This window comes from Archangium lansingense, from assembly GCF_026626635.1.
GTDB lineage: Bacteria > Myxococcota > Myxococcia > Myxococcales > Myxococcaceae > Archangium > Archangium lansingense.
In genome coordinates this window covers 3,757,521-3,776,734 of record NZ_JAPNKA010000001.1, presented here as the reverse complement: position 1 = coordinate 3,776,734, position 19,214 = coordinate 3,757,521, and the positions used below count along the sequence as shown (strand labels likewise).

At 66.9% G+C, this 19,214-nt stretch carries 21 protein-coding genes; 11 read left to right on the top strand and 10 right to left on the bottom strand.

Annotated features, from left to right (window positions below; translation table 11 throughout):
- Positions 1-221 precede the first annotated feature (221 nt).
- Complete coding sequence (locus tag OV287_RS15390; RefSeq protein WP_267534769.1) at positions 222-1,199, top strand: threonine ammonia-lyase; 978 nt, start codon at positions 222-224, stop codon at positions 1,197-1,199.
- A gap of 396 nt (positions 1,200-1,595) precedes the next feature.
- On the opposite strand, the gene OV287_RS15385 is transcribed toward OV287_RS15390, so the two are convergent.
- Positions 1,596-2,786, bottom strand: coding sequence for an ISAzo13 family transposase (locus OV287_RS15385; protein WP_267542308.1), 1,191 nt, complete (start codon positions 2,784-2,786; stop codon positions 1,596-1,598).
- Between the two features lie 63 nt (positions 2,787-2,849).
- Between OV287_RS15385 and OV287_RS15380 the strand changes: the two genes are divergently transcribed.
- From OV287_RS15380 to OV287_RS15360, 5 genes are all read left to right on the top strand, one after another.
- Positions 2,850-3,257, top strand: a complete 408-nt coding sequence (locus tag OV287_RS15380) for a hypothetical protein (RefSeq protein ID WP_267534768.1) — start codon at positions 2,850-2,852, stop codon at positions 3,255-3,257.
- Positions 3,258-3,362: 105 nt separating this feature from the next.
- A complete protein-coding gene (locus tag OV287_RS15375) occupies positions 3,363-3,569 on the top strand; it encodes a hypothetical protein (protein WP_267534767.1) in 207 nt (68 codons plus the stop codon).
- A gap of 336 nt (positions 3,570-3,905) precedes the next feature.
- Positions 3,906-4,298 (top strand): hypothetical protein, encoded by a 393-nt coding sequence (locus OV287_RS15370; protein ID WP_267534766.1) that lies wholly within the window; start codon positions 3,906-3,908, stop codon positions 4,296-4,298.
- Positions 4,299-4,533: 235 nt separating this feature from the next.
- On the top strand, positions 4,534-5,055 hold the full coding sequence (locus tag OV287_RS15365; RefSeq protein WP_267534765.1) for a hypothetical protein: 522 nt from the start codon (positions 4,534-4,536) through the stop codon (positions 5,053-5,055).
- Positions 5,056-5,199: 144 nt separating this feature from the next.
- Positions 5,200-5,991 carry a DUF3050 domain-containing protein gene (locus OV287_RS15360; protein ID WP_267534764.1) on the top strand — a complete coding sequence of 264 codons (792 nt, stop codon included), beginning with the start codon at positions 5,200-5,202 and terminating at the stop codon, positions 5,989-5,991.
- 71 nt (positions 5,992-6,062) lie between these two features.
- Here OV287_RS15360 and OV287_RS15355 read toward each other — a convergent pair whose 3' ends face one another.
- Positions 6,063-6,998, bottom strand: coding sequence for a carbohydrate kinase family protein (locus OV287_RS15355; protein WP_267534763.1), 936 nt, complete (start codon positions 6,996-6,998; stop codon positions 6,063-6,065).
- A 421-nt stretch (positions 6,999-7,419) separates the two neighbouring features.
- Between OV287_RS15355 and OV287_RS15350 the strand changes: the two genes are divergently transcribed.
- Together OV287_RS15350 and OV287_RS15345 are read left to right on the top strand one after the other, a co-directional pair.
- Positions 7,420-8,397, top strand: a complete 978-nt coding sequence (locus OV287_RS15350) for a hypothetical protein (protein ID WP_267534762.1) — start codon at positions 7,420-7,422, stop codon at positions 8,395-8,397.
- Between the two features lie 192 nt (positions 8,398-8,589).
- Positions 8,590-9,345: a hypothetical protein gene (locus tag OV287_RS15345; RefSeq protein ID WP_267534761.1), complete on the top strand. Its 756-nt coding sequence runs from the start codon at positions 8,590-8,592 to the stop codon at positions 9,343-9,345.
- Positions 9,346-9,542: 197 nt separating this feature from the next.
- Here OV287_RS15345 and OV287_RS15340 read toward each other — a convergent pair whose 3' ends face one another.
- Positions 9,543-10,418, bottom strand: a complete 876-nt coding sequence (locus OV287_RS15340; RefSeq protein WP_267534760.1) for an alpha/beta fold hydrolase — start codon at positions 10,416-10,418, stop codon at positions 9,543-9,545.
- A gap of 277 nt (positions 10,419-10,695) precedes the next feature.
- Between OV287_RS15340 and OV287_RS15335 the strand changes: the two genes are divergently transcribed.
- Complete coding sequence (locus tag OV287_RS15335) at positions 10,696-11,031, top strand: DUF4180 domain-containing protein (protein ID WP_267534759.1); 336 nt, start codon at positions 10,696-10,698, stop codon at positions 11,029-11,031.
- Between the two features lie 32 nt (positions 11,032-11,063).
- Here the strand turns inward: OV287_RS15335 and OV287_RS15330 are convergent, their stop codons facing one another.
- Together OV287_RS15330 and OV287_RS15325 are read right to left on the bottom strand one after the other, a co-directional pair.
- Positions 11,064-11,657, bottom strand: a complete 594-nt coding sequence (locus OV287_RS15330) for a Ppx/GppA phosphatase family protein (protein ID WP_267534758.1) — start codon at positions 11,655-11,657, stop codon at positions 11,064-11,066.
- A gap of 119 nt (positions 11,658-11,776) precedes the next feature.
- Positions 11,777-12,343 carry a GNAT family N-acetyltransferase gene (locus OV287_RS15325; protein ID WP_267534757.1) on the bottom strand — a complete coding sequence of 189 codons (567 nt, stop codon included), beginning with the start codon at positions 12,341-12,343 and terminating at the stop codon, positions 11,777-11,779.
- 584 nt (positions 12,344-12,927) lie between these two features.
- On the opposite strand from OV287_RS15325, the gene OV287_RS15320 reads away from it, so the two are divergent.
- Positions 12,928-14,847, top strand: a complete 1,920-nt coding sequence (locus tag OV287_RS15320; RefSeq protein ID WP_267534756.1) for a hypothetical protein — start codon at positions 12,928-12,930, stop codon at positions 14,845-14,847.
- Between the two features lie 241 nt (positions 14,848-15,088).
- On the opposite strand, the gene OV287_RS15315 is transcribed toward OV287_RS15320, so the two are convergent.
- Both OV287_RS15315 and OV287_RS15310 read right to left on the bottom strand, forming a co-directional pair.
- On the bottom strand, positions 15,089-15,559 hold the full coding sequence (locus OV287_RS15315; RefSeq protein WP_267534755.1) for a tetratricopeptide repeat protein: 471 nt from the start codon (positions 15,557-15,559) through the stop codon (positions 15,089-15,091).
- A 63-nt stretch (positions 15,560-15,622) separates the two neighbouring features.
- Positions 15,623-16,573, bottom strand: coding sequence for an alpha/beta hydrolase family protein (locus tag OV287_RS15310; RefSeq protein ID WP_267534754.1), 951 nt, complete (start codon positions 16,571-16,573; stop codon positions 15,623-15,625).
- Positions 16,574-16,661: 88 nt separating this feature from the next.
- Here OV287_RS15310 and OV287_RS15305 point away from each other — a divergent pair, with 88 nt between their 5' ends.
- Complete coding sequence (locus OV287_RS15305; RefSeq protein ID WP_267534753.1) at positions 16,662-16,814, top strand: alpha/beta hydrolase family protein; 153 nt, start codon at positions 16,662-16,664, stop codon at positions 16,812-16,814.
- Between the two features lie 134 nt (positions 16,815-16,948).
- Here OV287_RS15305 and OV287_RS15300 read toward each other — a convergent pair whose 3' ends face one another.
- The 3 genes from OV287_RS15300 to OV287_RS56440 all read right to left on the bottom strand — a co-directional run bounded on the left by OV287_RS15300 (position 16,949) and on the right by OV287_RS56440 (position 19,206).
- On the bottom strand, positions 16,949-17,707 hold the full coding sequence (locus OV287_RS15300) for a class I SAM-dependent methyltransferase (RefSeq protein WP_267534752.1): 759 nt from the start codon (positions 17,705-17,707) through the stop codon (positions 16,949-16,951).
- A gap of 109 nt (positions 17,708-17,816) precedes the next feature.
- The gene (locus OV287_RS15295; protein ID WP_373371912.1) at positions 17,817-18,986 is read right to left on the bottom strand and encodes a cytochrome P450; all 1,170 of its coding nucleotides are present in this window, start codon (positions 18,984-18,986) and stop codon (positions 17,817-17,819) included.
- Positions 18,874-19,206, bottom strand: coding sequence for a hypothetical protein (locus tag OV287_RS56440; protein ID WP_373371829.1), 333 nt, complete (start codon positions 19,204-19,206; stop codon positions 18,874-18,876). Before OV287_RS56440 ends, OV287_RS15295 begins: the two co-directional genes overlap by 113 nt.
- Positions 19,207-19,214: the final 8 nt, after the last annotated feature.

Genomic DNA, 19,214 nt, shown 5'->3' with positions numbered 1-19,214 from the left:
GCGGCGGGTGCTGGCTCGAACTGGCCGAAAAGCCGCCATGCTCCAAAGGCATGGCCGAGTACCAGGGCAGATGCTACGTCGCGGTCAGGGCCGAGCCCCGCGCGCCCACCTCCATCGAGCCCTGGCTCGCCTCCGCACAGGAGAGGGCACTCTGGAGCGAACCTACGCCGCTCCTGATTCGCAGGCGCCCTGATTCAGCTCCGCGTTAAGAGACTGCCGCCATGAACACGCCCACTCCCGCCTCGGAGCTCCTCCCCTCGCACGTCATCGCCGCCCGCCGCGGCATCGCCCCGTACATCCGGCATACGCCGCTCGAGCCCAATGCCTCGCTCTCCCGGCTCGCGGGTTCCCCCGTCCTCCTCAAGCTGGAGAACCTCCAGGTCACCGGCAGCTTCAAGCCCCGCGGCTCCCTCCACAAGTTGCTCTCCGTGCGCGCCGCCCAACCCAACGCCGAATTCATCGCCCCTACCGCCGGAGGACACGGCATCGGGCTCGCCTACGCCGCCGCCACGCTCGGCGCCAGGGCCCACGTCTACCTGCCGCGCTCGGCCGACCCCGACAAGGTGCGCATGATTCAGGAGTACGGCGCGCACCTCGAGTACTTCGACAGCGTCCCCCTCGCCCGCGAGGCCGCCCGCCGCGTCGCCACCGAGCGCGGCTACACCTTCCTCTCCGCCTACAACGACCGCCACATGATGGAGGGCGGAGGCACCGTGGCGCTCGAAATCCTCGAGGACTGTCCCCACGTGCAGACCGTCATCGTGGGCGTGGGCGGCGGAGGGCTGATCGCCGGCATGGGCGTGGTGCTCAAGGCCGCCAACCCGCGCATCCGCCTCATCGGCGTCCAGCCCGAATCTTCCGCCGTGCTCGCCCAGTGGCATCGTCACGGCCACCCCGTGGACGTCCAGGACATCCGCCCCTCCATCGCCGAGGGTATCGGCGCCCAGGTCGAGAAGGAGCTGCTTCCCTGGCCCTACCTCCAGCGCCTCGTGGACGAGTTCGTCCTCGTCTCCGACGACGAGCTGCGCGAGGCCCTGCGCTGGTGCGTCGCCGACACCCGGTACATCCTCGAGCCCTCGGCCGCGGCGGGAATTGCCGCGCTGCGCAAGCTGATGCCTCGTGAGCTCGGGCCCACCGTGCTCGTGCTCACCGGGCGTAACGTCTCGTGGCGCCGCTTCGAGGAGCTGGTGCGGCCTTGAGTCACGGCTCGGACAGGCGACGTTGCCGGAGAGCCCGGCGGGTTCGCCGGTGGCATGAGGCCGCTCACTCCACATCCGGTAGCGGCCGAGTGGCTTCATACACGGCTACTTATCGATGACGGACTTCTTTGTTCCATGCGGATTCGAGGGGACTCGCTAGGGTGTCGCGCATCTGGCGCTCCAACACGGGGCGCCCCCGAGCGAGTGGAGCGCACCATGTCCCGCATCCCGGGCATGGGGTTGCCTGAGCTCGAACATAGGAGATGCGTTTGCAACCAAAAGACAGAACGATTGCACAGGAGTCCTGGTGGCGGCGCGTGGGCGTCGCCGGAGCACTCGGGTTGCCCGTGTTGTTTGCAGCGCGCTCACTGAGGGGCTGTCGCAAAATAAGTGTAATTATTTCACCAGCTGAGCGCTCGCTTGCCGTCTCGGAGAGAGCGAGTAGTTCCATTCCCCGTGAAACCGCTTCTTTCGGATGTTCAGTTGCCCAAAGTCCGCTGCGCTGACGCGAACGCCAAGGGGGTACTCCCTCGTATCCAGGGCAGCCCGAACACACAGTCCCGTGCGTGTCGTGGTGCTGCCGATGAGATTGATGACAACTTGATAGCTCGTTAGCGGTCGGCCTCGCCAGTTGAGCGTGATCTGGGCAAAGAGTCGATGCTCGATCTTGTTCCATTTGCTCGTGCCCGGAGGGTAATGGCTGACGGAGACCTTCAACCCCGTGGCATCTGCAAATTCTTGCAGGCACTTCTTCCATACCCGCGACCGTGCCGAGTTCGAACCCCCAGCATCCGCTACCACCAGAAGCTCTCTTGCATGAGGATATGCATGCCTGCCCATCGTGAGCCACCAACGCCGAAGCGACTGGACTGCGAACTCAGGAGTGTCATGGTCCGTCCCAACGTTGACCCAGCCCTCGTCACGGGCCAAGTCATACACTCCATAGGGAATCGCTTTGCCCTCAGCCATATCCGGAAAATCGTAGGCGTTGACTCTGGGCGCTTGGCCTTGGAGCTGCCACTCCCGACCCGGGGTCTTGAAGTTTCCAATCAACTCCTTCTTCTTCGAGTCGACGGACACCACTGGTTGTCGGCGCCGCTGAAAGGCCTTCGCTTGTCGAGCGATGTAACGAAACTGTGCATTCCTATCTGGATGGCTGCCTCCCTCTTCCTCCTTACGCGGAGCCTGCAAGCTATACCCCGCTTCGTGCAGCATCCGCGCGACGGTGTCGCTACTCACCTCATGCCCTCGCTCTCTCAACTCCGACGCAAGGTGCCTCACGCTCTTCGTCGTCCATTGAAGCGGCGATTGCGGTTCGCCGCGCGTCACCGGCTCGAGCAGCGCCTGGAGGTCACCCAGCAACCTCGCGTCCTTTGCGCTCAGGCGCCTTCTTCCTCCTCCTGGCCGACGCACTCGCGACGTTGAAGCCCTTGAAGGCGGTTGCCGCCGAAGCTCCGCCAGCTCTTTCTTGCCCTTCCAGATGCGACGACCACTGATCCCCGTTGCCCGCTGGAGCGCTGCGGTTCCTCCGCGTCCAAGGCTTTCCACTTCAGCCGCAGCCCACAGGCGGCTGACCCTCTCGTCCATGATGGGGGCCAGGGCCTTGAACTTGGCGCGCAAGGCTTCGAGATCTACTTTCACGCATACAACATGCCCACGAAATGCCTCTTACGCAGCGACCAGCCCCATGGCTGCCTGCCTGGTGGGCTCATTATCACTTTCATTACACTTATTTTGCGACAGCCCCTGAGCTTCGGCGATGGCGCCCTGCAGTTCTTCGCGGAAAACTGGCTGTATTATGCCGCTCCCTATGGAGTTGCCTTTCTGGCCCACAAGTTCGTGCCCTTCGTACGAAGCACCTTCCTGACCCCTGCTCTGCTGGCGGTATCGGGCGTGCTGCTGTTCTTCCGGTGCTGGATCTGGTGGTTCGTTCCGGGGCGCGAGGGCCCAATTGCCTGGTTGTTGTATCCGCCGGCATGCGCGGCGGTGCTGCTCTTGGTTTGGATGGCAACGCACGTGCACGCGCGCCTCACGAACGCGAAGGCAGGCGGCTGGTGAAGGTCGAGCCATAGGACGAATGGGAGGCATGTAGAGAGGGAGAGGGCTGGAGCACAGGGGCCAAATGGCGCGCACCCTGTCGGATGCCGTAAGGTGGAGCTGCCCATGAGCCAGGAGACAACGCCCCGGCTGTTCACGCTCCAGACCCACGAAGAGTACGGCTTCCATGCGGGAGTCCGGGCCGACGGTACCCGGGTGCTCGCGGGTGGATTCCACGGCCATATGGTCGCGGGTGTCGCGGAACCGCGCCAGGACACGCCAACAACGCGGGCTCCGGTCACCATCCGGCTCCGTTCTCGGAGCTCACCGTAGTTCTGCTGCGCGGTACCGCTCGGCATCTTCGGCGCGACCGTGGTGAGCCTACTCTGCTTCATCGGCGTCGATGTGGCGGGAGTGTCCATCGCGCTGTTCGGCGGCCTGGGTGCCGCGCTCATGCTCTTCCTGAGCGCAATGGCTCAACATCGCGGTTGCCGCCGAGCTCTCCGCGCTCAGCCTCGTCGTCCAACGGGCCGCCTATCTCCTCCCGTTTGCGCGGTTCCCAAGCTTCGCGTGGTTGTTGTGAGTGAGCACGTTGCTTCCGCGAGCCCGCCCAGAACTGCGAGGATGATGGTCAGGGCGCTCTGACAACCGCGACCCCTGGAGAACCCGATGGACAAGCTTCTCGAACAACAAGAGCTGTACTTCTATCCGCTGTCTGGCGGGTTCGATGTCGAACGCGTGGCCGAGGTCATCCGGCCGATCGGTTTCTCGTACCAGGCCGAAGCCGAGCCGTTGGTCTTCCTGATCTTCCGGGACGAGGAATCGCGAGAGGCTTGCCGAGCCAGGCGGCAGAGCAACCCCACCGCTCCACTGCCCTATGTGCTGCTGATCAGAGTCCAACCTGACGAGATCATCGTCAACCAGTTCGCCGGGCCTGACTTCAGCCCCTATTCGCGCGTCTTCCTCGAATGGCTGCTCGCCAACTACGAGTGCAGCGTGCACAACGAGGAACGCACCGACCTGACGGCTGAGCTACCGAAGCCAAAGCCGAAAGCGCGCTAAGGAAATCTAGAGAGGGAGAGGGCTGGAGCACAGGGGCCAAGGAGGGCTGCGGACGGGTGCCGCCGAGCCGAAGCTTGCGCCTGGCTCCGTCCTGAGGCGGCTCATTCTTCATCGTGGATCAGATCGTCCGGGCCCACGGGGGCAGCATCGAGGTGAGCACCTCAGTGGAGGCGGGTACGTCCTTCCGCGTTGTGCTTCCTCGCGACATACTTCCGGTATGAGCGTGGAGGGTTGGGTGCGCTGGTGCCGGAGCCGCACGGCGAGGGTCTGGACGATCAATACCTTCGTCCTCACCTTCGCCTGTGCGTGGCTGGATACGTCCGAGAGTGATGTGGTGAATGTCTACGAGGGCGGCATCCAACCGCCCTTGCCTCTCCGCACCCATGCGAAGGCCGCCTATGCCGCGCTTCTCCAGGTGCTGGCGTTCGTGACGCCTCCACTGATGGGCCTGACGCTCGTGCTGCTCGTGGGCGTGCTCTGGTCTCGGGCGATACGCTCGGCGCGTCTGGTCTTCCTGCCCACGCTCCTGGCGCTCTTCGCCGCGATGATGCTGGCGTCGCGGGTGGTCATCCATGCGCTCTGGGCGGCGCACATGCCCGACCCGCCTGCCTGGATCATCGAATTCAGCATGGACATGGGACCCTGGAGGCGCGCTGCCTTTCTCGGTGGGTTGTGGCTGGTGGTCCTCGGTGGCGTGGCCCTCCTCATCCGTGCCTTCCGGGTCCACGTGCTACGGACCGCGGCTCCCATCGCTTGACCTGGTTGGGCCGCATGTGCCCCCAGTGTGCCCCTCCAGCGGAGGCTGGGGGCGGGTCGGACTTCCACCTCGGAAGGCGTCTCATGAGCCTCCGCGCTTCTGCTACTGGGGCGACTGCGGATGAGGCGTCATGCTCGGGGATGAGTGAGGCATATCTCGGCGGCCATGGACACCGCCCCGCTTGCGCACGCCTCCCACCTGTCTCGATTGATCCCCATCCTCGAGGGACCCCGCCGGGGGCTCGTCGAGCATCCCATCTACACGCGGCTCTCGGAGCTGGGAGCGCTGCGAGACTTCATGGGGGCACACGTATTCGCCGTCTGGGATTTCATGAGTCTGCTCAAGACGCTCCAGCGGCGGCTCACGTGCGTGGAGGTGCCGTGGATGCCCCCGGCGGACACGGAGTGCGCCCGGTGGATCAACGAAGTGGTGCTCGCCGAGGAAACAGACGAGGTGCGTCCGGGAGAGTTCCGCAGCCACTTCGAACTGTACCTGGAGGCGATGCGCGAGGCCGGTGCGGATGAGCGTCCCATGCTCCGCTTCCTGGAGGCGCTCCGTGCGGGAGCGGCCCCCACGTCCGCGGTGGAGCATGCGCCCCTGGCGGCGCGAGCCTTCGTGCTACACACACTGACGCTGACCCGGGCGAGCACACACGAGGTAGCCGCCGCCTTCCTCTTCGGACGCGAGCAATTGCTGCCCTCCGTCTTCGAGCACGTACTGCGCGCCGTGGAGCCATTGGGCGGGCGGTGCGACTCGCTGCGCCTCTACCTGGAGCGCCACATCCACCTGGATGGACAGGAGCACGGAGTGCGTGCCGAGCAATTGCTCTGCCGACTGTGCGGGGAAGACACCCGGAAGTGGCGCGAGGCGGAAGCGGCGGCACTGCTCTCCCTGGAGGCACGGCGCTCACTGTGGGACGGAGTGCTGCGAGGGTAGCGGCCCCGAGGCTCTACGCAGCCCGCCTTGCACACCCGATTCAGAACGACCAGGGCCCGGCTCGGCGCGTATCAGTCGAGCGCGTAGCCAAACTGCTCGCGGAACTCCGCGGCGAATTCGTCGTAGGTGAACTTCTGGTTCTGCGTGCCTGGGTGCCCGACCTTGAGCGCGCCCATCAGCGAGGCCATGCGGCCGCAAGTCGGCAGGTCGAGGCCGCGCATCAGGCCGGAGATCAGGCCGGCACGGTAGGCGTCGCCGCAGCCGGTCGGGTCGACCACCTCGCGCTCGCGCGCCGGCGGGATCTCATGGCATTTGCCCTGCGCGTGGATCCGCGAGCCGCGCGGGCCGAGCGTGGTGATGTAGGCACGAACCTTGGAGGCGATGGTCGCCTCGTCCCAGCCGGTGCGTTCCTGCAGCAGGTTCGACTCGTAGTCGTTGACGACGACGTAGTCGGCCAGCTCGATGAAGTGGCGGAACTCGTCGCCGTTGAACAGCGGCATCATCTGGCCGGGATCGAAGATGAAGGGGATGCCGCAGTCGTGGAACTCCTGCGCGTTCTGCAGCATGCCGTCACGGTTGTCCGGCGCGACGATGCCGAAGGTGATGCCCTTCACGTCGCGCACGTGGTTGTCATGGCTGCGGCTCATCGCGCCCGGATGGAAGGCAGTGACCTGGTTGTTGTCGAGGTCGGTGGTGATGAACGCCTGCGGCGTGAACATGTCCTCGCGCACGCGGACCTGATCGAGGCGGATGCCGCACTTCTCGAAATGCGCGCGGTAGGGCGCGAAGTCCTGGCCGACCATCGCCATCGGCACCGGGTCGCCGCCGATGAGCTTGAGGTTGTAGGCGATGTTGCCGGCGCAGCCACCGAACTCGCGGCGCATCTGCGGGACCATGAAGGACACGCTCAGGATGTGCACCTTGTCCGGCAGGATGTGGTTCTTGAACTGGTCCGGAAACACCATGATGGTGTCGTAGGCCAGCGAGCCGCAGATCAGCGCAGACATTGATACATCCCCCAGGCAGCCGCGCCGGGAGTGGCGTGGCGCATAGGATAGCGGCTGGCCCTCGCTGCGACCAGCCGTCCCCCAAGCAGGAGAGGCGGAGGCGGGTCCACGCGGCCTGGGGTGGCCCTCACGCGGGGCCAGGCTCGCACCTTCCGGGGGCCGAACAGGCGCGAGCGCGAGGCCTACCCCGGCGATGACGGGCGTCTCTGGACGTGTCGACTGACGCGTCAACTGATTCCCCTGACACGTCAATTCGCCCTCAGCTGCACAGCAGCGAGCCCCCGTACACCCCGCTGGCTGAGCACACTCGCCGGGAGATGCAGGCGCTCACCTGTGGCATTACGCTTGCACACCCGTGTCGCGCACTAGCTGTCCTGAATCACCGCGCAGCCCATGACCTGAAACGATGGAGATGAACGTTATGCGAGGATTGTCGCAACTGGCCGCGCGCTGCGCGGGGTTGCTGGTGTTGGCAGCCACTTCAGCCTGGGCGCAGCAGGAAGAACTCTGGCTCGAGACCCGGAGCGCCGCCCCCGTTCCCGGCCAGCTGGTGCTCAAGAAAGGCAGGCCGTATCTCCTCACGATGCAGGGGACCTTTACCGTGTGGGGGAACAACGTCGTCCCTGGCCCGCAATCCGGTCAGCCGGAGCCCGCGCCCATGTTTCCGAGCCCGGGCGTAGCGACCCGCAATGTCGCCGCCGACCCCGAGTTCGTCTTCGCCGGCGTGAAGGCCCCGGGGACCGCGCCCCTGAGAAGTAGCGCCATCCAGATCAGCCTGGACGGAGGGAAGACCTGGAAGCACCCGGCCAGCACGGCCTCCTTCAACTCGACCGACCACAAGTACGCCTATGAGCTGCTGGGGGAGGACAACGCGCTGCAGGTGCGCATCGCCGACAAGCCCGTCACCGACAACTTCGGACGCCTGAAGATCTTCGTGCTGCCGGCCGAGGAGCTGTGGCTCGAGACCCGGAGCGCCGCCCCCGTTCCCAGCCAGCTGGTGCTCAAGAAAGGCACGCCGTATCGCGTCACGATGCAGGGCACCTTCAACGTGTGGGGGAACAACATCGTCCCTGGCGCGCAATCCGGTCAGCCGGAGCCCGCGCCCATGTTTCCGAGCCCGGGCGTACCGAACCGCAATGTCGGCTTCGACCCCGAGTTCGTCTTCGCCGGCGTGAAGGCCCCGGGGACTGCTCCCGTGAGACATGGCCCCATCCAGGTCAGTCTGGACGGTGGGAAGACCTGGAAGCACCCGGCCAGCACGGCCTCCTTCAACGCGACCGACCACCGGTACACCTATGAGCTGATGGGGGAGGACAACGCGCTGCAGGTGCGCTTCTCCGACAACCCCGTCTCCGACAACTCCGGGCGCGTGCAGATCTTCTTGCTGCCCGGTGCATAGGAGCCTCGCGGCACCGCCCTCGAGCCCCAGCCCCGCCTTCCTGAAAAGAGGAATGCGGGGTCGTAACACGAGGTTGAGCCGGGCCGCCGAACAGGACGTTCGCGTTGGAGATGACCTACTTCATGTAAACGACCCCCTCCTGACACCCAGTGTTCACGAGCGAGTCAGTCACGCGTGATAGCTTCCGCAGCCATGCGTACCTCCCTCCGACTCTCTTCCCTCCTCCTCGCCTCCTCCGTCGCTGCCGGCTGCCTCGGCGCCGAGACGGACACCGACACCCTCCAGGCCACCGAGCAGCAGGCCACGGATCCCTCGTTCCGCGTCTACAACATCGTCGAGGCCGTGCTCCCGGCCGCCAACTACGACGGCGTCGCTGGCAACGAGTGCCTCGCCCTCGTGAACCCCGAGTACCGCCTCCGCAAGATCATCATCGTCGAGACCGCCGGCGCCGACGGCTCCTGCGCGCTCAACGCCTACACCGCCGGCACCGCCTTCAGCTTCACCTGGGGCGACACCTCCGTCTACCAGGGCTCGTCCGGCATCACCGCCATCCGCGCCGCGCTCTCCGACAATGACGGCGCCGTTCACCGCCTCACCGGCTCGATCACCTCCGAGGCCGCCGCCCTCGCCAACCTGCAGTTCTTCCTCACGCAGAGCGACGCCCAGCAGACCAGCCAGCTCGCCACCTTCACCGCCAACCGCGTCCACTCCATCTACGACTTCGAGGGCCAGGAAGAAGTGCTCGCCGAGGCCGCCTACCAGGCCGTCCGCGTCACCCAGCCCTGCGAGAACCCCGGCACGCCCACCCTCAACGCCCACGTCCACAACGGCTTCGTCTACGGCTACGTCGCCAGCAACACCGGCAGCTGCCACAGCGGCTGGTTCTCCACGCGCCACAGCTACAACCGCAACTGGCGCCTCGTCGGCAAGTACGAGTACTCGGAGTAGCTCGCCGCGCCGCTCACGCCCTGCCTGCTGCCCGTGAGCGGCGCTGTGCCTCGGCTGCACCTGACGGCATGACGCTCGCCGGTGGGATTGCCCCGATTCAGTGGACCCCCAAGACAAGATGAAGGAGCCTTGGGACGTCCTCGGAGTCGGGGCAGGCTCAAGCCAGGAGGAACTGCTCGAGGCCGGGAGGACCCGAGCTACCGTGCTGCCTCATCGAGGAAGGGCAGTGTGGTGGAGACGATTCGGGGATCCGCGAAGATGTTGTAGTGCGTGAGCCCGGGGAGGATCGCGAGCGCCGACTTCGGCCGGCCTGAACCGTCCCACCCTCCGTCACGCTTGCCGCCGCCGAGCAGACCGAACACCTCCACCGCGTGCGAGGGCGGGAAGAGATCCGAGTCCGCCGCCATCACCAGCACTGGCACCTGGATCTGAGCGACCTGCTTCGAGAAGTCGAAGTCCTGCTTCATCGCCTCGCCGATCTTGGCCAGCAGCCGCCCGAAGTCCTGTGGACGCGGCGCGATCTCGACATAGCTCTGGTACATCGGCGTCTGCTTCATCATCTCGAGAGCACCCTCGTTGACCTGGCCTTGCTGCTCTAGAATCTCCGAGTGGTACGCGCTTCGCCGAATCACCGCCGAGATCGCGACGACCTTGTTCACCACCGCCGGGTGACGAATCGCGGTTTGGAGCGCCACTCCGCCCCCGAGCGAGTAGCCCATCACGTCGACCCGCCCGAGCTTGAGGTGCTTGATCAGCGCGGCGATGTCATCCGCCATCAGTTCCACGCTCAGCGGACGATCGATGTCCGCGGTGCGACCGTGGCCCTGAAGGTCAACGGCGATCACCTGCCGGTGCTTAGCGAGCGCACGAAGGTTCTCTCCGAATATCCCGCTGGAGCCAAGACCGCCATGCAGCAGGATGAGCGGCCGACCCGAGCCGTGGAGCTCGTAATAGAGCTCGAGACCGTTCACCTTCGCGTACTTGCCGGGGGCGCTTGGTTTACCCGCCTTCGGGGCAGCGACGGCACCGGCGGCGACTACGAGCAAAAGGGTGGCGATGAGCTTCGCGGACACGGGGGTTCCTCCATGAGACTGCGATGTTTTGCCTCATAGACGGCCCCCGGCCGCCGAACTCATCGGTCGGTTTTTCAAAATCTCCGCGTACGCGCTCGCCCCCAGCGCCTTACATATCCTTACACGCCAGCACGCATCTGCATGCCAACGACAAGCAGGGCCTGGAGCGGCTGTGCCGCTACGTATGCGTCAAATGAACCCCTCTGCGCATGCTCCAGGTCAGGCAGACTCCTCCGGCTCGGTCCTTGCGCCAGGCCCGTAGCCGAGAGGAGAAACCATGAGCGAAGAACGCAGAGTCCTCGTTGCCTCGGAAGCAAGCATCTCCATCCGCTCCGTCCGGGATGTGACCGACGCCATCGGCGCATGCTTCGATGCGGAGGGAATCCTCTTCACCGAGGAGGAGCTCGCCCCGGAGTTCTTCAACCTTCGCAGTGGATTGGCGGGCGAGTTCCTTCAGAAGTTCGTGAACTACCGGCTGCGCGTGGCACTCGTCGTGCCCCACCCGGAAGCCCACGGCGAGCGCTTCAAGGAACTTGCCTACGAACATCGAACACACCCCCTGGTGCGATTCGTTCGTACCCGGGCGGAAGCCGAAGCCTGGCTCCGTGCTTGACGCGCTCGTCCTATGTCCCGAGGAAGAGGTGCTCATGAGTGGGTGGCTCCGAAACGGTGCGCGAGCAGGCCCCAACACAGGCCCCGGTCGCTCACGAGGCAGCGGTCGAGCCCGAGTGCCCGAAGGCCCTCGAGCAGGATGAGAGCGCCGGCGGGAATCACGTCCTCGCGCTTGGGCTGGAGACCGGGCAGCTTCTGGCGCTCGGCGAGCGGCAACCCGCACAGCTTGTCCGCCAGCGCCTCCAATTGGACGAGCAGGAGGGTGCCGCCGTGCACACGCGCTTGCGCCTCCAATTCGCCGGAGATGATGTCCACGGTGACGCCGGCGCGCTGTTTGGCGGCGGAGAGGAACTCGGCACCATTCTCCGCATCGCGCGCGGCGCTGGTGGCGGACACGGCGAGGGCCTCCGCACCGAGGCTCCGGGCCTCGGAGACGAAATCGGAGAGCACATGGAGGGTGTCCTCCATGCCCTCGGGCGAGAGGCGGCGGCGCTTGTCCACGCCCCGGCCCAAGCGGGTGATTTCAGCGCGCTCGCGGACAGCCTGGAAGCGGCCATCGGGCTGGCGGTCGGCGACGAGCAGGAGGACTGCGTTGGTCCCCACATCGATGGTGGCGTACCGAGGCATTTGCCGGAGCCTATCAGCCCAGCAGCACCTCCAAAATCGCACAGGACGTGCTCGCGTGCGTGAGCCTTCCCCTGCCGCTCTGCTCCAACTCCCTGCTCTCTACAGAGCCCCCTTGCGTCCTATACGCAACCTGACCGCCACTCCGGCCGCAGCAGTCCGTACAGCACCGCGTCCTGTATCTCGCCGTTGTGGGAGTAGCGCTGACGCTGGTAGCCCTCGCGCTGGAATCCCAGGTCCTCGAGCACCTTCACGGAGCTCGTGTTGCGCGGGTCCACGTCCGCCTCAAGCCGGTGCAGCTCGAGCGAGGTGAAGCCGAACTCCACCACCCGGCCCACCGCCTCACGCCCGTAGCCGTGGCCCCAGTGTGCGCGGTTCAGCGCATACCCGAGACTCGCGCGCCGGTGCTCCCCGCTCAGCTCCGCCAGGGTGCAGGTGCCGATGATCCGGTCGTCCTCACGCCGGGCGAAGCCCCACTGGAAGAGCGAGCGCTCGGCGAAGTGCTTGTGGATGTTCCCCAACAGCCGCTCCGCCTGTGCCAGCTCGGTGTACGCGGACCAGCTCCAATAGCGTGTCACCTCGGACTGGGAGAAGAGCTCGAAGAGCGCGGGGATGTCCGCCTCCGTCATCCAGCGCAGGCGCAGGCGGGGCGTCTCCAGGGTGGGCAGGGTCGAGGCACTGGCGAGCATGGTTCCCCCAGCTTAGAGCACGTACGGCTTCAAGTCCCCTTGGACGCAAGAGAACGGCTTCACTCCTCTGGTGTAAACGGCTTCACAGACTCGGCGGAGGTGCATGACCCGGCCACGGCTACGATGCCTCCACGGGCATCCACACCTCCGCCGAGCTGTATGACTCGCGCTCCGGTACGTGGTGCGCCACCGGCCCCCTGAGCCAGGGCCGCTACGAGCACACCGCCACGCCGCTGCCGGATGGCCGGGTGCTCATCACCGCGGGCTTCAGCAACGCCAGCCAGTACACGAGCGAGGTGTACGGCCTGGGGAGCAGGTAGTCCGCGCCTTCACCGCCTGAGGTGCCAGGGGCTGTCTCCCGCGAGGGGGACGGCCCCTTTCTTCGTGAGGGTCCGCTGTCTCGAACATGGGGGAATGGGGCCCCTGTCGAGGGAAGCCGAAGTCGTTGATTAAGGGTGCGCCCGAAGAGGACCTCAAGACGGCCGCCCATTCGACCACCCATTCCTCTCATGAGAGGGTTGCGTCCTTGCGTCTCCTGGGCGCGCTCTCGGACACGAAGGAGCCATGAACGTATGAGGGAATGGATGCGAGGAAGCTTCACCGGGATGCTGACGCTGCTGCTCGCGGGTGCTGCATGCTCGAGCGAGGAGCCCGTGCCGAACCTGCCCGCCCTCGAGGTGCCAGAGGGATGCAACCCCATCGCCGCGGAGAGCGACTGCCTCCTCCCCTTCCCTTCGGACTACTTCCTCGCGGAGGACTCCGCCCTGCCCTCGGGGCATCGCGTGAAGTTCACCGAGGCCGTGAAGCTGAAGTCGCAGAGCGGCGCGGTCTTCGACTTCACGGAACTGCATCCGGCAGACGGCTGGTCTCATGGGACCCAGATCCTCGCCCTCTTCCCGGGGGGAGTGGACGCATCCCAGCTCCCCTCCGTCGGCAGACCCACCGCCGCGAAGGACGGCCCGACGGTGCTGCTCGATGCCGAGCGCGGAGAGGGCGTGCTCCACTTCGCCGAGCAGGACCCGAGGGCTCCCGGCGAGGACCGCCGCGCGCTGCTCCTGCGGCCGCTCGTCCGGCTGCGCAACCAGGCCCGCTACATCGTCGCGCTGCGCGGGCTGAAGGCGAAGGATGGGAGCCAGGTCCCCACGCCCGAGGGCTTCCGCCGCATCCGGGATGGATTGACCCAGGGGGATCCGCTCCTGGCGCCGCTCGCCCAGCGGTACGAGCAGGAGATCTTCCCCAGGCTGGAAGCCGCGGGCATCCCTCGCTCCGAACTGCAGCTCGCGTGGGACTTCACCACCGAGTCGCAGGAGAACGTGACTCGGGACATGCTCGACGTGCGGCGCCTCGCCCTGGAGGCGCTGGAGGCCCACCCGCCCGCGGTCTCGGTGAGCGAGGTGAGGGATGACGTGGACGCGAACGTTGCCCGGCGCATCACTGGCTCCCTGCGCGTGCCGCTCTTCCTGGAGAGCGCTGAGCCGGGCGCCCTGCTCGCCCGGGACGCGCAGGGCCGCGTGCGGCAGAACGGTGAGGTGGAGGTGCCCTTCACGCTGCAGATTCCTCGAAGCGTCTGGGGGCAGTCAGCCGCCCCGGTGCGCCTGCTCCAGTTCGGCCATGGCTTCTTCGGAGGCCGGGGCGAGGCGGATGGCAGCTTCGTGCGGCCCTTCATCCAAGCCACGAAGATGGTGGTGGTGACGGTGGACTGGTGGGGAATGTCCTCCGCGGACGCGCCTGGAGTGCTGGCCGCCATGGGCGGAGCTCCGGGGCAGACGCTGCGCTTCACCGACCGCGTGCACCAGGCCATGGTCAATCAGATCGCCGTCACCCAGGCGGCGCGCACCACGCTCAAGGACGTCGCGGCTCTGCGAGACAATGGGGTGCTCGTGTACGACCCGGAGCAGACGTACTTCTATGGGATCAGCCAGGGCCACATCCTCGGGGGCACCTACCTGGCGCTCAGCCCACACATCGAGCGCGGCGTGCTGAGCGTGGGAGGAGCCGACTTCTCGCTGATGATGTTCCGGGCCAGACCCTTCGGATTGTTCCTGGGCGCCATCGCCCAGACCGTACCGGATGCGCTCGACCAGCAGAAGTTCGCCGCGCTGTTGCAGACGGGCTTCGACCGCATCGATCCCCTCACCTACGCGCCCCACGTCCTGGCGTCGCCCTACCCAGGCGCTCCCGCATCGCGCAGGCTGCTCGTGCAGTATGGCCTGGGGGACGCCCAGGTCCCCAACGTGGCCACCGAGCTGCACGCCCGCGCCCTGGGCCTGGTTCAGCAGCTCCCCGCCACGCGCGAGGTGCCCATGCTCCCGCCTGAGCAGGGAGCGCTGGAGGGGTCAGCGCTGGTGCAGTTCGACTTCCAGTTGCCGGAGCCGTTGCCGGGCACCGTGGCGGACCTGCCGTCTCAGGACAACCCCGTCCACGAAGGAGTGAGGCGCGATGCGGCTGGGCGCGATCAAGTGGAGCGCTTCCTCCGGCCCGACGGGAGGATCGAGTCCCGGTAGGGAGGCGCTGCTCGTCCCGAGCCGGAGGATGCTCTGGCCACGCTGGGAAGCCGCGCGCGCTCCCTGGCGTGGCGGACCGCCACCACGGGCCTTTGCATCTTCATCAGAAGTAATAGATTCCACGGCCCTCGGGCCAATCCCGGTTCACGCCCGCGCTCTCCAGGAAACGATCTCCCTGCTTGAGCTTCCTCGGTCATCCCGCCCAGCGGATGATACGTGCCCGTCAATTTGCAGCCGCCGCTCAGCGGCCGGCAGCCTTCGAGGCCCGTTTCAGGGCGCGCTTTACCGGAGAGGGAGCTGGCTCGCTGGGCTTCGGTCGCGCGTTCAGGGTGAACGCGTCGATGTAGTTCCGGTAGGCCTTCGCGGCGAGGGGGCGGTGCCCCGTCTTCCAATAGAGATCCGCGAGGTTCAGCCACGCCACCGGGCGGTGATAGGAAGCGGCTGCCGCGATAAACCAGCCCTCGGCCTCTTCCGAGCGGCCGCGTTGCTCGAGCATGAACCCGAGATCGCTCACGGCCTCGCCAAGAGGCAAGGCCTTCCTCCAGCGCTCCTCCGCGGTGGTGAAGTCGCCGGAGCGGTACGCCTTCAGCCCCTCGGCGTGGAGCGTCTTGCGTTCGGCAATGGGGTCCGGCTCGTCCCCTTCGCAGAAGCTGTCACCGTACTCGTAGGCGATCAGCACGGCCCATCGCTTCGAGAGAGCCAGCCAGGCCACCGTCGCGACGGAATTCAGCCCGGCGCAGCCGCCGAGGCGGGTGTGTGCAGAGCCAGGGCAGGCTCAGTCGTGGGCAGCCGGGGCGTCCGTGCCCACGCGCTGATGAAGCCACTGGAACATGTCCCGCCAGGCCTCGTCGGGGAGCTTGTGGCCCGAGTTGTACCAACGCACCTCGTGAGAGGGACCCGCGGCACGGTGCAGGGCCTCGGCCTTGGCGACCGAAACGAGAGGATCCTCGCGGCCGTTCAGGAAGAAGATGCTACCGGGCCTGGCGCGGCCCACCCAGCGGGTGCCCTCCAATGGACGCATGGCGGCGAGCCAGGGCTCAAGCTCCGCAGGAGGCATCGAGGCGATGGGCTCCTGCAGCGAACCATCGGGCGACGTGAAGTGTGAGATGACGCCGCCGTCCGCGACGAAGAGCACGTAGGTGGTGAGGCGCCGCTCCACTCCAGAGAAGAGCGACCCGACCGCTCCACCGAAGCTTCCCCCCACGAAGGCGATTCGGGCGGGCTCCACATCCGGCCGCTCGAGCAGCAGGTCCACCGCGCGCTGAAGGTCCACGATGAGCTGCACCTGGCTCGCGCTATCCTCGGGCGTGAAGCTCACCGGAGACGCGTTGCGCCGGGCGAAGGGAGCATCCACCGCCACCACCACCGCGCCCAGGCGTGCGAGTCGGAGGGCGCGGGGGAGGGACTGTTCCGCGCTGCCAGGAACACCATGCATGTAGACGATGCCCGCCTTCTTCCCCTCCCGCTGCGGCACGAGGAGACGTCCCGTGGCGCGACCTCCCTTTGGACTCGAGAAGGAGAGCTTGTGCACCTCCACGCCATCCTCCACCGACAACCGCTCCGTCTCGAGCGCGAGCGGGGCGCTGCGGTCGTACGCGAAGAGAGCGAGCTCCGCGTCCGCGTCCGCGGCGCGCGCGGAGAGCGAAGCGCTCGCGCACGAGACCGTGGTGGCAGAGAGAACAGAGGTGAGTACCAGCAAGAGCGCGAGCAGCGTGTAACGGGTCATAGGGGTCTCCGATCGAATGGACACCTCATAGTACGGCCCACGGGCCCTGCGCCCCCCTCTTGGGAGGGCGGCCTGCGAGTCCTCCAGCATGCGCATGGCAGACGCGCTGATCCGCGCGGGCAAGCACTTCGAGCTGCTCATCATGCCAGGGCAGCCCCATAACCCCCAGTCGACCTTGGCGCGCTACTATCTCGACGACATCAACCAGTTCTTCGTCCGGACCCTGGGAGGTCCTCGGTGAGACGGTGATGAGTGCCACCGCGATGCGGGTTGCGGTACGCCCACCTCGCGCTGGAGGCCCGGGAGAGAGAGCCTGGCGGAGTCTCGTGGGAGCCGGCGGTAGCGTGAAGCCCGAGGCCGCGGCGAGGCAGGAAATCAGGACGTCGGAGGGGTGGGCTTCCACGTCGAGGGCCGGTACTCGTGGAGCCACACGCGCTCGAGGCCCCAGGTGAAGAGGACACGGTGGCTCGACAGGCGCACGAAGTCCTCCGCCTCGATGGGGTGCAGCACCGTGAGCACGCGCGTGCCGGGCGCACAGGTGCGCAAGCGCGCCACGAGCCGAGCCTTCGTCTCCGGGGTGAGCGCCAGCCAGTTGGTGAAGACGTGGGTGGCGTCCGACAAGTCCGCCTGGGCCGCGTCCCCCTGCACGAGCGTGATGCCGGCGGGGGCCAACCAGTGCGCCATGCGCGTCACATGCTCGGCGAGCAACTCCACCCCCCTCGCCTCGGCCCCGAGCCACCGCGCCGCGAGCAGCACCCGCCCCCGCCCCGCCCCCAGGTCCACCAGCCGGCTGCCTGGGCCCACGCCGGCGCGCCGGAACACCCAGAGCGCCGACATGAGGGGCGTCTCCCCGTAGATGAGCTCGCGCATTCGCTGACCCGTGGCCCGGAGCGCGAGCACCACCTCGAAGGAACGCCGGGCCCGGTAGGGCGAGCGCAGCCGCTCGGCGAGCCACAGGCCCACATAGGGCCGCACCAGCGCGGGACGCCCCACCAGCAACACCGCGTCCGTCAGCCGGGTGATGAGCCCGAGCACCATCGCCCAGAGTTGCACGACGAGGCGCTGGAAGAACGGAAGCTCGAACGCCGCCAGGTCCTCCTCATCCTCCTTCTGGCTGGGGTGTGCAGGGGCCACGCACGCCATTCAACCCCGTCCCCCCGGCGGCGGCAAACCGCCAGCCAGGGGGCAGTCCTCATGCTCAGAACCGGACCGGGCTGCCCCCGCGGGGAATTGAGCCCACCGCTCAGGCCGGGATGAACCGGAGCGGTAGGGCGTGCGGCCCCCGCACCGTGATGGCCTGGCTCCAGGTCAGACTCGTGGAGGTCCGCTTGAAGCCGCTGAAGCGCGAGAGCAGTGCTTCCAGGCCGCAGCGGGCCTCCATCCTGGCCAGCTGCGCGCCGATGCAGTAGTGGACGCCATACCCGAAGGACAGACCGGGCTGCTCGCGGTGGAGATCGAAGCGATCGGGCTCGGTGTAATGGCGCTCGTCCCGGTTGGCCGAGGCGATGATGGCGAGCACCACATCCCCCTTGGGAATCTTCACTCCGGAAATCGTCACGTCGGACATGGCAATGCGCGGCACCGATTGGACGGGAGGGTCGTAGCGAAGCATCTCCTCGATGAACCTGGGCACCAACGTGAGATCCGCGCGCAGCCGCGCCAGCTCGTCAGGGCGCTCGGCCAGGAAGAGCAGCGAGTTGGACAGCAAGTGCACCGTCGTCTCCAGGCCCGCGATGAGCAGCAGCACCAGGAAGTCGACGATCTCCCGGTCCGTCAGGTGCTGTCCCTCCACCTCCTCGCTCATCAGGTCGCTGACCAGATCATCCGTGGGCGAGCGGCGGCGTGCCTCGATGACCTCGGTGAGGTAGCGCGTGAGGTCCGCGATCGAGGCGAGCGTGCGCTGGGCGTGCTCGGGACCCATCGGCTCGGGGGTGACGCCAACGAAGTCGTCCGACCACGCCTTGAACCGATGGTGGAGCGAGCCGTCCAGCCCGAGCAGTTCGCCGATGACGAACGCCGGCAGCGGCATGGCGAACATGGAGACGAAGTCCGCCTCGCCCTTCTGGGCCAGCTCGTCCGCGAGCAGGTGGGCGGTCTTCCGGATGGGCGCCTCCAGCCGGGTGGTGGCGCTGGCGTTGAAGGCCCGGCTCACCAGCTTCCGCAACCGGGTGTGATTCGTCCCGTCCTGGGCGAGCATCGAGTTGGCGAGCGGGTTGTACCCCACCCACGCGGGCTGCCACGCTGCCTTGAAGCCCTCGGAGGAGAAGAGCTGGGGATTCTTGATGACGAAGGCCACGTCGTCATACCGGGAGATGGCCCAGAACCCAGCGGGCTCCACCTGGACGACGGGGGTGTTGCGGCGCAGCTCGGCGAAGTTGGGGTGGGGATTGGCCCGGAACTCTGGCGCCAGGATGTTTACGCGTTGGGTGGTCACGAAGGTCTCCAGACAGCACGAAGTACAGCTGGGAATGAATGGGCACGGCGGAGCTTCCCGCAGGGCCATGTCCTGGCTGACCGTAGTCATTGCTCCCCCAGGACCAAAGGGAGTCGTCGGAACGTACCGCCAACGACTGACAATTGCCTCTGGAGACGACTACTCGGGGGCCTCGGTGCGGATGAGGCCCCCAGTGCATTCCACCCG